Source organism: Pseudonocardia ailaonensis (assembly GCF_039531635.1).
GTDB classification, from domain to species: Bacteria; Actinomycetota; Actinomycetes; order Mycobacteriales; family Pseudonocardiaceae; genus Pseudonocardia; species Pseudonocardia ailaonensis.
Genome location: NZ_BAAAQK010000022.1, coordinates 190,134 through 204,643, shown reverse-complemented (window position 1 = coordinate 204,643; position 14,510 = coordinate 190,134). Strand labels below are relative to the sequence as shown.

9 protein-coding genes, 1 rRNA gene and 1 pseudogene are annotated in these 14,510 nt (G+C 75.2%); 10 read left to right on the top strand and 1 reads right to left on the bottom strand.

From position 1 onward, the window contains the following. Positions 1-116: 116 nt before the first annotated feature. From rrf to recN, 7 genes are all read left to right on the top strand, one after another. Positions 117-233, top strand: a 5S ribosomal RNA gene (gene rrf / locus ABD324_RS27370). A 128-nt stretch (positions 234-361) separates the two neighbouring features. Beyond that, complete coding sequence (locus tag ABD324_RS27365) at positions 362-4,225, top strand: hypothetical protein (protein ID WP_344423208.1); 3,864 nt, start codon at positions 362-364, stop codon at positions 4,223-4,225. After that, the gene (locus ABD324_RS27360; RefSeq protein ID WP_344423206.1) at positions 4,222-5,208 is read left to right on the top strand and encodes an HAD hydrolase-like protein; all 987 of its coding nucleotides are present in this window, start codon (positions 4,222-4,224) and stop codon (positions 5,206-5,208) included. Before ABD324_RS27365 ends, ABD324_RS27360 begins: the two co-directional genes overlap by 4 nt. Before the next feature lie 134 nt (positions 5,209-5,342). Next, positions 5,343-5,537, top strand: a complete 195-nt coding sequence (locus ABD324_RS27355; RefSeq protein WP_344423203.1) for a hypothetical protein — start codon at positions 5,343-5,345, stop codon at positions 5,535-5,537. A 1-nt stretch (position 5,538) separates the two neighbouring features. Then, positions 5,539-6,336, top strand: coding sequence for a TlyA family RNA methyltransferase (locus tag ABD324_RS27350; protein WP_344423200.1), 798 nt, complete (start codon positions 5,539-5,541; stop codon positions 6,334-6,336). Beyond that, positions 6,333-7,265, top strand: a complete 933-nt coding sequence (locus ABD324_RS27345; protein ID WP_344423197.1) for an NAD kinase — start codon at positions 6,333-6,335, stop codon at positions 7,263-7,265. Before ABD324_RS27350 ends, ABD324_RS27345 begins: the two co-directional genes overlap by 4 nt. Positions 7,266-7,326: 61 nt before the next feature. After that, on the top strand, positions 7,327-9,099 hold the full coding sequence (recN, locus tag ABD324_RS27340) for a DNA repair protein RecN (protein ID WP_344423194.1): 1,773 nt from the start codon (positions 7,327-7,329) through the stop codon (positions 9,097-9,099). Between the two features lie 39 nt (positions 9,100-9,138). On the opposite strand, the gene ABD324_RS27335 is transcribed toward recN, so the two are convergent. Next, positions 9,139-10,491 (bottom strand): alpha/beta hydrolase family protein, encoded by a 1,353-nt coding sequence (locus ABD324_RS27335; RefSeq protein WP_344423191.1) that lies wholly within the window; start codon positions 10,489-10,491, stop codon positions 9,139-9,141. A 112-nt stretch (positions 10,492-10,603) separates the two neighbouring features. Between ABD324_RS27335 and steA the strand changes: the two genes are divergently transcribed. The 3 genes and pseudogenes from steA to pyrG form a co-directional block, all read left to right on the top strand. Then, positions 10,604-11,791 (top strand): putative cytokinetic ring protein SteA, encoded by a 1,188-nt coding sequence (steA, locus tag ABD324_RS27330; protein WP_344423188.1) that lies wholly within the window; start codon positions 10,604-10,606, stop codon positions 11,789-11,791. Continuing rightward, positions 11,776-12,705 (top strand): copper transporter, encoded by a 930-nt coding sequence (locus tag ABD324_RS27325; RefSeq protein WP_425565908.1) that lies wholly within the window; start codon positions 11,776-11,778, stop codon positions 12,703-12,705. The genes steA and ABD324_RS27325 overlap by 16 nt, the downstream gene beginning before the upstream one ends. Before the next feature lie 82 nt (positions 12,706-12,787). Then, a pseudogene (pyrG, locus tag ABD324_RS27320) lies at positions 12,788-14,458 on the top strand (CTP synthase); the annotation flags it as partial. Positions 14,459-14,510 lie beyond the last annotated feature (52 nt).

The window sequence follows — 14,510 nt, the reverse complement described above, 5'->3', positions numbered from 1 at the left end:
GTGTGACCCTGAGCACACGACTGCTGTCCCTGGTTGGGGATGTGTGGTTGGTGTTCGACCCCCGATTTCCCCTTTTTTGTTGTGGGGGAAGGTTTGGGGGATAGGTGAATAGTGTTGTCGGTGGTTATGGCGGAGGGGGAACGCCCGGTCCCATCCCGAACCCGGAAGCTAAGCCCTCCAGCGCCGATGGTACTGCACTCGCCAGGGTGTGGGAGAGTAGGTCGCCGCCGACATCAAACATCGAAGGGCGTCCCCACCGGGTGGTGGGGACGCCCTTTTTTGTGTTCTCCGAGGCTGGAATCGCGGTTGGTGACACAGAACGCGATCACGGCTGCGACGCGACGAGAATCGGAATTCAAGAGTGACTGATCGGGATGACAAGAAGAAGGGCGCCGGCGACCGCCGTGAGCGCCCGCGCAGCACTGAGCGCCGCGACGACCGCCGGCAGAGCGGCGGCCGCGTCGGGAGCGGCTGGGGCGACCGGCCGGATCGCGGCCGGGACGACCGCCGCTCCACCGACCGCGGGCGGGACGACCGCAGCCGCGACGACCGGGGCCGCGACGACCGGGCCCGTGACGATCGGGGCCGGGGCGACCGCCCACAGGGTGGGCGCAGCCTGCCCAGTGGGAAGGTCCAGGTCGACCGGTGGGGCCAGGACGACCGCCGGCGTGGCGGTGCTCCAGGCGGCGGGCAGCAGGGTGGCCGCGGCCGCGACGACCGCTCGGGCGGGTATCGGCGCGACGACCGCGACGACCGCCGGGGCGGCTACCGCGGTGGTTCGAGCAGCTCCGACCGGGGCGATCGTGGCCCGGGTGGCAGGACCTTCGGTGATCGCACCGGTGGCGACCGGGGTGGACGCTCCGGTGGCTACGGCGACCGTTCGCGGGGCTCCTTCCGCGACACCGAACGCGGGACCGGCGACGATCGGCGGCCCCGTTCGGACCGCGACGGCGGCGAGCGCAGCTTCCGGGACCGGGACGACCGTGGTCCGCGCCGCGACGACCGCCCCTCCGGCAACCGGGGTGGGTACCGCGGCGACGACCGTGGCGGGCGCGGCGACGACCGCGGGGCTCGCAGCTTCGGCGGCGGGGACTCGCGCGGCGGATACCGTGGCGACCGCGACTCCCGTGGTGACCGCGATTCCCGTGGGGGACAGGGCTTCCGCAGCGGGGACCGGGACTCGCGCGGTGGCTACCGAGGTGGCTCCGATCGTGACTCGCGCGGCGGCTCCGGGGACTCCCGTGGGGGCTACCGCGGCGACCGGGACTCGCGCGGCAGCGACAGCGACCGTCGCGACTACCGGGGCGGCTTCCGCGGTGGGGACGACCGACGCGGCGGTTCCCGGGGCGACTCCGGGACCTTCCGGGGCAGCCGGGACTCCGGCGGCTTCCGTGACCGCGAGTCGCGTGGCGGCCAGGACAGTCGTGGCGGGTTCCGCGGCGACCGGGGAGCCGGCGCCTCCCGGGACGACCGCGACTCGCGGGGCAGCTACCGCGGCGACCGCGACTCCCGGGGCAGCGGTCGTGACGGCGGCGGTCGTGACGGCGGCTCCCGTGGTGGCGACTCTCGGGGTGGGTATGGCGACCGGGGCAGGTCGAGCACCGGCTACCGCGGCGACCGGGACTCCCGCGGCCAGTCCGGCGGCTACCGCGCCGGTGCCGACTCGCGGGGCGGGTTCGGCAGCGACCGGGATTCGCGTGGCGACCGCGAGAGCCGTGGCGACCGCGACTCCCGTGGAAGCGGATTCCGGAGCGACCGCGACTCGCGCGGCGACCGGGGCGGTTCCGGCAGCTACCGCGGCGACCGTGAGACGCGGGCCGACCGTGACTCCCGCAGCGACCGGGACGCCCGCACCGACCGTGGCTCCCGTGACGACCGTGGCTCCCGTGACGACCGCGAGAGCCGCGGCGGCTACGGCGGCCGGGACAAGAGTGGATCCGCCGACCGTTCCTCCGGGAGCGCGGCGCGCGACGACCGCGGGAGCGCTGGATTCCGTTCCCGTGAGGACGAGGACCTCGGCCGCGATGACAGCGCGGCCCGCGCTGACGACCGGACGTCCGACGCGCAGTCCGACGGCATCCAGGCCGGGCACGGCGAGGCCGGGGACAGCGAGGCCCGGGACAGCCGCGTGGGCGACACCGAGCGAAGCGGTACCCGGACGAGCGCCGCGCAGGCCGGCGACGACCTCCCGCAGGGTGACCGTGTCGGCGGTGCTCCGGATGCCCTTCCCGCCTTCCGCGAAGCCGGTGCACCGGCGCCCGAGGCGCAGAGCCCGGCCGACGACCGCTCGCCCGCTCGTGAGGACGACCGCCGCACGGCCGTCGGCACCGAGGACGACGGAGCGGTCCCTGCCGGCCGCGCGGTGGCTGACGCATCCGCGCAGGGCGACGGGGTCGACGGAGGTTCCACGACGAACGGTGCGGCCCGGGACGGCGAGTCCGACAACGACCCGATCCGGTCGACCGCCGGCCAGGGTGAGCGGTCTCCGGCGGCGACCTCCGGGTCGCCCGATGCGGGCGCCGAGGCGGAGCGGTCCGTTCGGCCGGCCTCGGACCGAGCGTCCCGGGGAACGCACGACGACACCCGTCCGGTGAACGACGGGCCGCGGTGGGAGCGCTCCGGGGACCGGCCACGCCGCGACTCGGACCGGCCGCGCCGCGACGACCAGCGATCCGGCCGGGACGACCGGTTCCGCCGGGACGACCGCCCGCGCCGCGACGACCGCGCCCGGGGTGGGGACCGCGGACGTCGTGACGTCGACCGCGGTCCGGCCCGTGAGGAGCGGCCCCGTCGTTCGGCGGGCACGGCCGAAGGGGTGCACACCACCTTCATGGCCGAGCCCGAGCTGCCCGAGGGCGTGCGGGTGTCGGCTCTCGACGGCGACGTGCGCCGTGACCTGCGCGGGCTCCAGAAGGAGACCGCGGAGATCGTCGCGTTGCACCTCGTGGCGGCCGGTCTGCTCGTCGACGAGGACCCCGAGCAGGCCCTCGAGCACGCCCGGTACGCCCGCAAGCGCGCCTCGCGCATCTCCGTCGTCCGGGAGGCCGCGGGGATCGCGGCCTACCACGCGGGGGAGTGGAACGAGGCCCTCGGCGAGCTGCGTGCGGCGCGCCGGATGGGCGGCGGACCCGGGCACATCGCGGTGATGGCGGACATCGAGCGGGCCCTCGGTCGGCCGGAGCGCGCTCTCGAGCTCGCCCGCGGCCCGGAGGCGAAGGTGCTGGACCACGCCGCGCGCGTGGAGCTGGCGATCGTCGCCGCCGGGGCGCGCCGCGACCTCGGTGAGGTCGACGCCGCCGTCGTCGGGCTGCAGGGTGCCGACCTGGACCCGGCGAAGCGCGACCCGTGGAGTGCCCGCCTGTTCTACGCCTACGCGGACAATCTCCTGGCCGCCGGCCGGGAGTCCGACGCGGTGCAGTGGTTCGTCCACGCCTCCGACGCGGACACCGACGGCGAGACGGACGCCCACCGCCGGGTCGCGATCCTGACCGGCGAGGACGTCGACGACCTCGACGACGGCTTCGAGATCGGCGACGTGGTCGAGGAGGAGATGCTCCCCGCCCGGTCCCAGGACCGGCGGCCCGACCGCGACGAGGACCGCGAGCAGGTCGCCCCCCGCCGCTCCGAGCCGGCCCCGATCGCGGAGACCACCGACGCCGCGGTCGCCGACGCTGACGACGAGGCCGAGGACGACGCCGAGGACGACCGGCCCGAGATCGCCGACACGACCGGCATCGACACAGCTGAGCGTGACGCGGCGAAGGGCAGCGCTGCCGAGACCGACGCTGCCGATGCGGCGGCCGAGGTCGAGGGGGCGCTCGCCGCGGAGTCTGCCGACGGCTCGGGCTCGACCGGCTCCACGAAGGCAGCCGGCTCCACGAAGGCAGCCGGCTCCACGAAGGCAGCCGGCACTGCGGCAGCCGGCACTGCGGCGGGTGGCACTGACGCGGGTGGCACTGCGGCGGCTGGCACTGACGCGGGCGAGCCTGCCCCGTCGGACGCGTCTCCCACCGAGGCCGAGACGGCTGAGGCCGAGACGGCTGAGGCCCCGAAGGCCGCGAAAGCGTCGACGGCGGCGACGGGGACGTCCGCGCCCCTCGGAGCCTCGACGGCGCCCGCACCCGCCGAGGACCCCGCCGAGGTGGACGAGGACGGGGACCCCCTCCCCGCCGTCGACACCTGGCCTGCGGAGCCCGGCACCGGGACGGAAGACTCCTCCGGGTGACCGACGATCTCCTCTCCCGTTTCGACGTCCTCCTGGTCGACCTCGACGGCACCCTCTACGCCGGCCCCGCGGCCGTGCCGGGGGCGGTCGAGGCGATCCGGGGGGCGGCGGGGCGGGGCGTCCGCATCTCCTACGTCACCAACAACGCCTCGCGGCGGCCGGCCGAGGTGGCCGAGCACCTCGCGGGTCTCGGTTTCCCCGCGACGACGGACGACGTCCGGACCAGCTCCCAGGCCGGTGCGGCGATGCTCGCCGCCCAGCTGCCCGCGGGCTCGTCCGTGCTGGTCGTGGGCACGGACGCGCTGGCCGAGGAGATCACCGCCCGCGGCCTCGTGGCGGTGCGGAGCGCGGAGGGCGCGGCCGGCGTCGTGCAGGGCCACTCCCCGGACACCGGCTGGCGCCAGCTCGCGGAGGCCACCCTCGCGATCCGCGCGGGGGCCGTCTGGGTCGCCACGAACGTCGACCCGACGCTGCCGACCGACCGCGGGCCGATGCCCGGCAACGGCTCGATGGTCGGGGTCGTGCGCATCGCCAGCGGGGTCGAGCCGCAGGTCGCGGGCAAGCCCGCGCCCACGCTGATCCGGGAGGCGCTCGCGGCGTCCGGGGCCGAGCGCGGCATCGTGATCGGCGACCGGCTCGACACCGACATCGAGGGCGGCAACGCCGCCGGGCTGCCGACGCTGATGGTCCTCACCGGCGTCTCGACGGCCCGGGAGGTCCTGGAGGCGACCGAGGAGCTGCGGCCGACGTACATCGCCGCGGACCTCGGCTGCCTGACGGCCCCGGCGGACGAGCTCGAGCCCGGCAGCCGGGGCGGGTGGCAGGTCGGCGACCGGCTGACCCTGTCCGGCGGGGGAGACGATCCGGTCGGCGCCCTGCGCGCGCTCTGCGCCGTCCATTGGGCGGCCGGGGGCGGCCCGGCGACCGTCACGGCGGAGGGTGCCGCGGCCGAGGCCGCGCTCATCCACCTCGGCCTCGCCTGAACCGCATCATGGAGCCACAATGCACGGCTGTGCCCCTCAGAAAGTGCATTGTGGCTCCGTAATGCCCGTTTGACGGTCGGGCGCGCCCCTCGGCTACCGTGGGCGATCACGTACCCGACCCGGAGAGCGACCCGATGACCGTGCCCGTCCCCGGCGATCCCCGCCCCGCCGCCGCGCGCCCGCTGGCCGCGGTGCGCGCCGACGTCGAGGCGGCGCTCGCGGCGCTGGACGAGGTATCCGGCCGCCCCGCCGCCGAGCACGTGGCCGCGTTCGAGCGGGTGCACGCCGCGCTCGGGGCGGCGCTGACCGCCGGCTCGACCAGCTACTGACGTGCCCACCCGCTCCCGGTTGGACGCCGAGCTCGTCCGCCGCAAGCTCGCCCGCTCGCGTCAGCACGCGGCGGAGCTGATCACCGCCGGCCGGGTCACGGTCAACGGGATGCCCGCGCAGAAGCCCGCGACCGTCGTCGACCGGGCCACGCCCGTCCTGGTCGAGGAGCGTCCGGACGAGCCGGAGTGGGCCTCCCGCGGCGCCCACAAGCTGGTCGGCGCGCTCGACGCCTTCGCCGAGCCCGTCGAGGGCCGCCGCTGCCTCGACGCCGGCGCCTCCACCGGCGGCTTCACGGACGTGCTGCTCACCCGGGGTGCCCGTGAGGTCGTGGCGGTCGACGTCGGGTACGGGCAGCTGATCTGGCGCCTGCAGTCCGACGAGCGGGTGCGCGTCCACGACCGCACCAACGTCCGCGCGCTCACGGCGGAGGACATCGGCGGCGAGGTCGACCTGACCGTCGCCGATCTGTCGTTCATCTCACTCCGAACCGTCCTGCCCGCACTTGTCGCCTGCACCGCCGCGGGTGGCACCCTGGTGCCGATGGTGAAGCCGCAGTTCGAGGTGGGGAAGCAGCGGCTCGGGTCGGGCGGTGTCGTCCGCGATCCCGAGCTGCGGCTGGCCGCGCTCACCGAGGTCGCCGGGGCCGCCCGCGGGCTCGGGCTGGCGGTGCGGGGCGCGGTGGCGAGCCCGCTGCCCGGCCCCTCCGGGAACGTCGAGTACTTCCTGCGGCTCACCCGCGGCGGGGACGACCTGGGGGACGACGTGCTCGCGACCGCTGTGGAGGAAGGCCCCCGATGAGGGAGTTCCTGGTCGTCCTGCACGCGGGACGGGAGACGAACCGGCGGGTGGCCGCCGCCGTCGCCACCCGGCTGGCCCGCGACGGCATCCGGCTGCGCGTGCTCGCCGAGGAGTGGGCCGAGGTGCCCGACGGTGCGGACCTGCCCGCCGAGCTGCGTCCCCGGATCGTCGACGGCACCCCCGCCTGCGCGGCGGAGACCGAGGCCGTGCTGGTCCTGGGCGGTGACGGGACCCTGCTCCGCGCCGCGGATCTCGCGCGCCCGGCCGGGGTGCCGCTGCTCGGCGTCAACCTGGGGCGCGTCGGGTTCCTGGCCGAGGCCGAGCAGGAGTCCCTGGGCGAGGCGCTCGACGCGATGGTCGCCGGTACCTACAAGGTCGAGGAGCGGATGACGGTCGACGCCGTCGTCCGCCATCGCGGCGTGGTGCTCGACCGCACCTGGGCCCTCAACGAGGCCGTGGTGGAGAAGAGCACCCACGAGCGGATCCTCGAGATCGTGCTGGAGATCGACCGCCGGCCGGTCTCGGCGTTCGGCTGCGACGGCCTCATCTGCTCGACGCCGACGGGGTCGACCGCGTACGCGTTCTCGGCAGGCGGCCCGCTGATCTGGCCCCAGGTCGAGGCGATGCTGGTGGTGCCGAGCAACGCGCACGCCCTGTTCGCGCGGCCGATGGTGGTGTCGCCGGAGAGCGAGGTCGCCGTCGAGATCGACCTGGAGGGCCCGCCCGCGGTGCTGGACTGCGACGGTCGCCGGGTCGTCCCGGTGCCGCCGGGGGCCCGGGTGGAGCTCAGCCGCGGTTCCGAGCCGGTCCGGATGGTGCGCCTCGACGGGCAGCCGTTCGCCGACCGGCTGGTGCGCAAGTTCGACCTGCCGGTCCGCGGCTGGCGGGGCCGGGCGGGGCACCCGCCCGATCCGGGCCTCGAACACTAGTTCGACGCCGTGTCGGGGTGTCTGCCCGTCACTGTCGGTGCCGGGCCGTATCGTTCGCCCCATGCTGGCCGAGATGCGGATCCAGGGCCTCGGCGTGATCGAGGACGCCACGCTGGAGCTCGACCCTGGCCTCACCGTGCTCACCGGGGAGACCGGGGCGGGCAAGACCATGGTCGTCACCGGGTTGTCGCTGCTCGGGGGCGGTCGGGCGGAGGCGTCGCGGGTCGCCGAGGGGGCCTCGCGGGCGGTCGTCGAGGGCCGTTTCGAGCGGTCCGGCCCGGCCGCGCTCGAGCTCGCCGAGGAGGTCGGGGCGGAGCCGGACGAGGACGGCACGCTGATCGCCGTGCGCAGCGTCTCGGCCGACGGGCGCTCGCGCGCGCACCTCGGCGGGCGGTCCGTGCCGGTCGGCGTCCTGGGCCGGCTCGCGGAGGCCTCGCTCGCCGTCCACGGCCAGAACGACCAGCTCCGGCTGCTCCGTCCGGCCGATCAGCGGGCGCTGCTCGACCGGTACGCGGGCGACGCCGTCGGCAAGCCGCTCGCGGCGTACCGGGAGACCAGGGCCGAGTGGCAGACGGTGTGCGCGGAGCTCGCCGAGCGGCGGGACAACGCGCGCCGGCTCGCCCAGGAGGCGGACATGCTCCGCCTCGGCCTCACCGAGATCGAGGCGGTCGCGCCGGCGCCGGGGGAGGACCGCGGGCTCGTCGAGGAGGCCAAGCGGCTCGCCGCGGCGGACGATCTGCGCGAGGCCGCCGGCCTGGCCCACGGCCTGCTCGGGGGTTCGGACGACGGGGAGAGCCCCGGCGCGGTCGGCCTCGCCGGCGAGGCGCGCAACCGGCTGCAGTCCGCGGGCGATCCGGAGCTGGCCGCGCTGGACCCGCGCCTGCAGGAGGCGCTCGCGGTGCTGGCGGACGTCGCGGGCGAGCTCACCGGCTACCTCGACCGGCTCGACGCCGATCCCGAGCGGCTCGCCCACGTGCTGTCTCGGCAGGCCGAGCTCAAGGCCCTGACCCGCAAGTACGCGGCGGACATCGACGGCGTGCTCGAGTGGGCGGGGCGCGCGCAGGAGCGGCTGGCCGGCCTCGACACCTCGGACGAGGCGCTCGCCGCGCTCACGGCCCGGCGGGACGCGCTGGCCACGGACCTCGCCGGGCACGCGTCGGCACTCACCGCGGCCCGCACCGAGGCCGCCGCCCGGCTGGCGAAGGACACCACGGCGGAGCTGGGCGGCCTCGCGATGAAGGATGCCGAGCTGCACGTCTCGATCGCCCCGCGTACCGCGAGCGGGCCGGACGCGGCGGAGGCGCTGCGCGTCGGCACGGTGCTGCTGGTCGCGGGATCCGACGGGGTCGACGAGGTGGAGCTGCGGCTCGTCCCGCACCCCGGCTCGGCCCCGCAGCCCCTGCACAAGGGCGCGTCCGGCGGTGAGCTGTCCCGGGTGATGCTGGCGCTCGAGGTCGCGCTCGCCGGCACCGATCCCGTCCCGACCATGGTGTTCGACGAGGTCGACGCCGGGGTGGGCGGCCGGGCGGCGGTCGAGATCGGACGGCGGCTGGCCCGGCTGGCGCTGCGCCACCAGGTCATCGTGGTGACCCATCTGCCGCAGGTCGCGGCCTACGCGGACCGGCACCTCGTCGTGCAGAAGAAGCGGGGGGAGGGGATCACCCGCAGCAGCGTGCGCTCCCTGCCGGACGGCGAGCGGATCGTCGAGCTGGCCCGGATGCTCGCGGGCCTCGACGACACGGACACCGGCCGGGCCCATGCCGAGGAGCTGCTCGGCGCGGCCCGCAAGCACCGCGAGGAGGACCGCAAGCCCCCGAGGAAGCGCAGGTCATGACCCGTGAGTGGCAATAGCTGCCAGGGCGACCATTGCCACTCACAGGGTCGTGGTCCAGGCCGTGATCGCGTCGAGGACGGTCGGGTCGATCGTGGTGGGGATCGTGCCGTACTCCGACGGCGCCCCCGTGGATGCGGGCTGCATGAGGTGGTTGAGGCCCGGGAAGGTCCGGACCGTGGCCTTCGGGTCCCCGGCCAGGAGCTCCGTCATCGGGCCCTCGTTCTGCGCCGCCGGCACCTGCAGGTCCTTGCCCCCGAAGAAGGCGAACACCGGGATCGTCAGCGAGCGCAGCGCGGGCGCCGGATCGTAGGTCAGGAAGTACTGCAGGCCCGCGATCTGTGCCCCGGCCGCCTTCGCCTGGTCGGCGGTCGCGCCGGCCTCGGTGGCCTGGTCGGTCGCGAGCTGCGAGGCGCCCGCGAGGTCCCCGGCCCGGACCCGGGCGATGATCGCGTCCAGGTCGGCGATCTTGCCGTCGATCTGTGGCGGGGTGGCGCCGGCCTGGCCGAGGATCAGCCTGTTCTGCTCGATCAGCACGTCCGGCCCGGGCACGCTCGGGCCGGCCATCAGCACCGCGAACGCGACCTCCGCGGGGGACTTCTGCGCGGCCAGCGGCGCGATGTACCCGCCCTCGCTGTGCCCGAACAGCCCGACCTCGTTCTTGTCGACGTCCGGGCGGGACTTCAGGAACGCGATTTCCGCGAGGGCGTCGCCCGCGAGCGCGTCGTAGGACGCGCTGGTCAGGTCGCCGCCGGACCCGCCGACGCCCCGGTCGTCCGTGCGCAGGACGGCGAACCCGGCCCTGGTGAGGGTGTCGGCGAGCAGCAGGAACGGCTTGTGCCCGGCGAGCGTCTCGTCCCGGTCCTGCGCGCCGCTGCCGGTGATCATGACGACGCCGGGGAACGGGCCGGGCCCGTTCGGCGCCGTGACCGTCCCGGCCAGCGTGACGCCCGCCCCGGGGAAGGTGACGTCCTCGCTCCGGTACGGGTACGGGGGCTTCGGCTCCTGGGGGCGCGCCGCGGCGGGCAACGCCCCGCGGGTCAGCTCCAGCGGCAGCGAGGCGCCGCTCTGGGTGAAGGTCCCGCTGATCGTGTCCCCGGCGAGGGTGCCCTGGTAGGCGGGATTGCCCGGCACGTCCTTCAGGGCGAACGCCACCGTGTCGCCGTCGTGGGTGACGGATGCGAGCGGCGCACCGCTCACGCCCTGCGAGGGGATGTCGACCGTCCCGGCCGTCCCCGTGAAGTGCAGGCCGAGGTCGATCGATCCGGAGGGCGCCTTCAGCGTCCCGTGCCAGTCCCCGTCGAGCCCGCCGCCGGCCGAACCGGCGCCGGAGCCCCCGGACGAACAGCCCGCGAGCAGGACGAACAGGAACAGGACCGCCCCCCAGCGCCGCATGTCCGGCAGCCTCCCACCGTCGGTGGAACGGCGCCGACCGAGCCGGTGACGGAGTGGTCACGCCCGGCGTGCCTGCGTGGATCCGGCGCCGACCGGTGTCACAGTGCCGGGCATGAAGCTCACCGGCCTGCTGAACCGCTCGCGACCCGAGCTGCCGGGGCTCGCCGGGACCGCGCGCGTCGACAAGCGCACGGATGCCCTGCTCAAGCGGCTCAAGCCCGGCGACGTCGTGGTCCTCGACCAGATCGACATGGACCGCGCGACCGCGGATGCGCTGGTCGCGGCCGAGGTCGGGGCCGTGGTGAACGCCGCGCCGTCGATCTCCGGGCGCTTCCCGAACCTCGGGCCCGACGCGTTGATGACGGCCGGGATCCCGCTGGTCGACGACTGCGGTCCCGAGGTGATGCACGCCGTGCGGGACGGCGCACGGATCCGGGTGCACGAGGGCGTGGTCTACGCCGGGGACGTCGAGCTGGCCCGCGGGACCGAGCAGACGAGCGAGACGGTCGCGGATGCGCTGGTCGAGGCCAAGGCCGGGCTCACCCACCAGGTCGAGGCGTTCGCCGCGAACACCACCGAGTTCATGCGCCAGGAGCGCTCGCTGCTGCTCGACGGCTACGGCGTCCCCGAGGTCGACGTCGCGCTCGAGGGCCGGCAGGTGCTCGTCGTCGCCGCCGGCTTCGACCACGCGAAGGAGCTCAGGAAGCTCGCCGACTTCATCCGCGAGTACCAGCCGGTGCTGATCGGCGTGGGTGCCGGGGCGGACGCCCTGCGCGCCGCCGGGCACCGCCCGCACCTGATCGTCGGGGACCCGGCCGACGTGTCCGACGCGGCCCTGACCTGCGGCGCGGACGTCGTCGTCCCGGCCTTCGCGGACGGTCACGCGCCCGGCCTGCACAAGGTCCAGGACCTCGGCGCCAGCGCCGTGACCTTCCCGTCGAGCGCGAACCCCGAGGACCTGGCGCTGCTGCTCGCGCACCACCACGGCGCCTCCATGATCGTCACCGTCGGTCTCTCGGCCACCATGGTCGAGTTCCTGGACCGCGGGCGGTCCGGTTCCAACGCGTCGACGTTCCTGACCCGGCTGCAGGTCGGCGGCACCCTGGTCGACAGCACGGTGATCACGCAGCTCTACCGCAGCCGGATCTCCACGGGCGCGGTGCTGCTGCTCCTCGCCGCCGCGGTGATCGCGATCGTCGCCGCGCTGCTCGTCTCGCACGCCGGCGACGCCGTCCTGACCTGGATCGGCAGCCTCGCGACCACGGTCGTCGCCACCGTCAAGGGGTGGTTCGCCCGGTGATCTCGCTCCGCTACCACGCCGTGTCCATCGCGGCGGTCTTCCTGGCGCTCGCCGTGGGCGTCGTGCTCGGCGCGAGCGGGCTGTCGGACCGGCTCCTCTCGGCCGTCTCGGCGGACCGGGACACGCTGTCCACGCAGGTCGCGCAGCTCGGCGCCCAGCGCGACTCCCTGCTGGACCAGCAGGCCGCGGCGGACCAGTTCGCCGCCCGGATCGGCCCCGCCGCGGTGCGCGGCACGCTGACCGGCAGGAGCGTCGCGATCGTGCAGGCCGGCGGCGACGACGCGGACGCCGAGTCCGTGATCCGCCTGGTCGGGCAGGCCGGCGGCACCGTCACCGGCACGATCACCCTCACGAACGCGGTCGGCGACCCGGCCCGCTCGGACCAGCTCAACGACCTCGCCGCCCGGCTGCTCCCCGCGGGGGCGCAGCTCCCGGCCGCGTCGGACACCGGCAGCCTCGCGGGTGGGCTGCTGGGCAGCGTGATGACGACGAAGCGCGGCACCCCGACGCCGCAGCAGGCCTCGGGCGTGTGGACGGGCCTCACGGATGCCGGCTTCCTCAAGCCCGGCACCGCCCCCGGCCCCGCCGACCTCATCGTCGTGCTGACCGGCGGGGCGCTGCAGGGCGTCGACGCGGGCGACTCCGCCGCGATCACCGCCCGGCTTGCCGCCCAGCTCGACCGGATGGGTTCCGGGGCGGTGCTCGCGGGCCGGGACGGGTCCGCGGGCGCCACGGGCCCGATCGGCGTCGCCCGCGCGTCCGGTGGCTCCACCGCCGGGCTCTCCACGGTCGACGACGTGCAGACCGGCTCCGGCCGCGTCGCCACGGTCCTCGCGCTCTCCGAGCAGCTCAACGGCAAGGCGGGCAGCTACGGCTCCGACCGCAGCGCCTCCAACGGCGCGGCCCCGGCGTAGGCCCGGCGCAGAACCGGGCCCGACGCGCCGGACGGAGGGGTGTACCCGTCCGGGTACGGGCTCCCGGGTAGGCTGAGACTCCGTGCAGACACGCGCGACCCGTCACCTGTTCGTCACCGGCGGGGTCGCATCCTCGCTGGGCAAGGGCCTCACCGCCTCGTCGCTGGGGCAGCTCCTCACCTCGCGTGGGTTGCGGGTAACCATGCAGAAGCTGGATCCGTACCTCAACGTCGATCCCGGCACGATGAACCCCTTCCAGCACGGCGAGGTCTTCGTCACCGAGGACGGCGCCGAGACCGACCTGGACATCGGCCACTACGAGCGGTTCCTGGACCGCAACCTGCACGGCCGGGCCAACGTCACCACCGGCCAGGTGTACTCCGAGGTGATCGCCAAGGAGCGCCGCGGCGAGTACCTGGGCGACACCGTGCAGGTCATCCCGCACATCACGAACGAGATCAAGGACCGCATCCTCGCGATGGCGGAGCCGGACGCGGACGGCATCGTCCCGGACGTCGTCATCACCGAGGTGGGCGGCACCATCGGCGACATCGAGTCGCTGCCGTTCGTCGAGGCCGCCCGCCAGGTGCGCCACGAGGTCGGCCGGGACAACTGCTTCTTCCTGCACGTCTCGCTCGTGCCGTACCTGGCGCCGAGCGGTGAGCTGAAGACCAAGCCCACGCAGCACTCCGTCGCCGCGCTGCGCAACATCGGCATCCAGCCGGACGCGCTGGTCCTGCGCGCGGACCGGGAGATCCCGGAGGCCATGAAGCGCAAGATCTCCCTGATGTGCGACGTCGAGCTCGACGGCGTCGCCGCCGCCCCGGACGCGCCGTCGATCTACGACATCCCCCGCGTGCTGCACCGCGAGGGTCTCGACGCCTACGTGGTGCGCCGCCTGGGCCTGCCGTTCCGGGACGTCGACTGGACGGTGTGGGGCGACCTGCTCGACCGCGTGCACCACCCGGACGAGAAGGTGACCGTCGCGCTCGTCGGCAAGTACGTCGACCTGCCGGACGCCTACCTGTCCGTCACCGAGGCCCTGCGCGCGGGCGGGTTCGCCCACCGGGCCAAGGTCGAGATCCGCTGGGTCCCCTCCGACGAGTGCGAGACGCCGGCGGGCGCGGCCACCGCGCTGGCGGGTGTCGACGGCGTGCTGGTCCCGGGCGGGTTCGGCATCCGCGGCATCGAGGGCAAGCTCGGCGCGATCACCCACGCGCGGACCCGTGGCATCCCCACGCTGGGGCTGTGCCTGGGCCTGCAGTGCATGGTGATCGAGGCCGCGCGGAACCTGGCGGGCCTCACGGACGCCAGCTCGTCGGAGTTCGACCCGCGCACCCCGCACCCGGTGATCTCGACGATGGCCGAGCAGGTCGACGTCGTCGCCGGCGAGCGGGACATGGGCGGCACCATGCGGCTCGGCGCGTACCCGGCCGCCCTCGGCGAGGGGACGGTCGTGGCCGCGGCCTACGGGGCCCGCGAGGTCTCCGAGCGGCACCGGCACCGCTACGAGGTCAACAACACTTACCGGCCGCGGCTCGCCGAGGCGGGCCTGGTGTTCGGCGGCACCTCCCCGGACGGGCAGCTCGTCGAGTTCGTGGAGCTGCCGGCGGAGGTGCACCCGTTCTTCGTGGGCACCCAGGCGCACCCGGAGCTGAAGAGCCGCCCGACCCGGCCGCACCCGCTGTTCGCGGCGTTCGTGAAGGCGTCGCTGCGCTACAACGCCGAGGACCGGCTGCCGGTGGAGCTTCCGGTGCGGAAGAAGGCGGGGAGCAACGGCACGGTCTCGGCCGCCGAGAACGGGT

Coding starts and splice junctions, on each gene's coding strand:
- ABD324_RS27355 (WP_344423203.1), top strand. CDS start 5,343: ATGACCGTGCCCGTCCCCGGCGATCCCCGCCCCGCCGCCGCGCGCCCG.
- ABD324_RS27335 (WP_344423191.1), bottom strand. CDS start 10,491: ATGCGGCGCTGGGGGGCGGTCCTGTTCCTGTTCGTCCTGCTCGCGGGC.
- steA (WP_344423188.1), top strand. CDS start 10,604: ATGAAGCTCACCGGCCTGCTGAACCGCTCGCGACCCGAGCTGCCGGGG.
- ABD324_RS27345 (WP_344423197.1), top strand. CDS start 6,333: ATGAGGGAGTTCCTGGTCGTCCTGCACGCGGGACGGGAGACGAACCGG.
- recN (WP_344423194.1), top strand. CDS start 7,327: ATGCTGGCCGAGATGCGGATCCAGGGCCTCGGCGTGATCGAGGACGCC.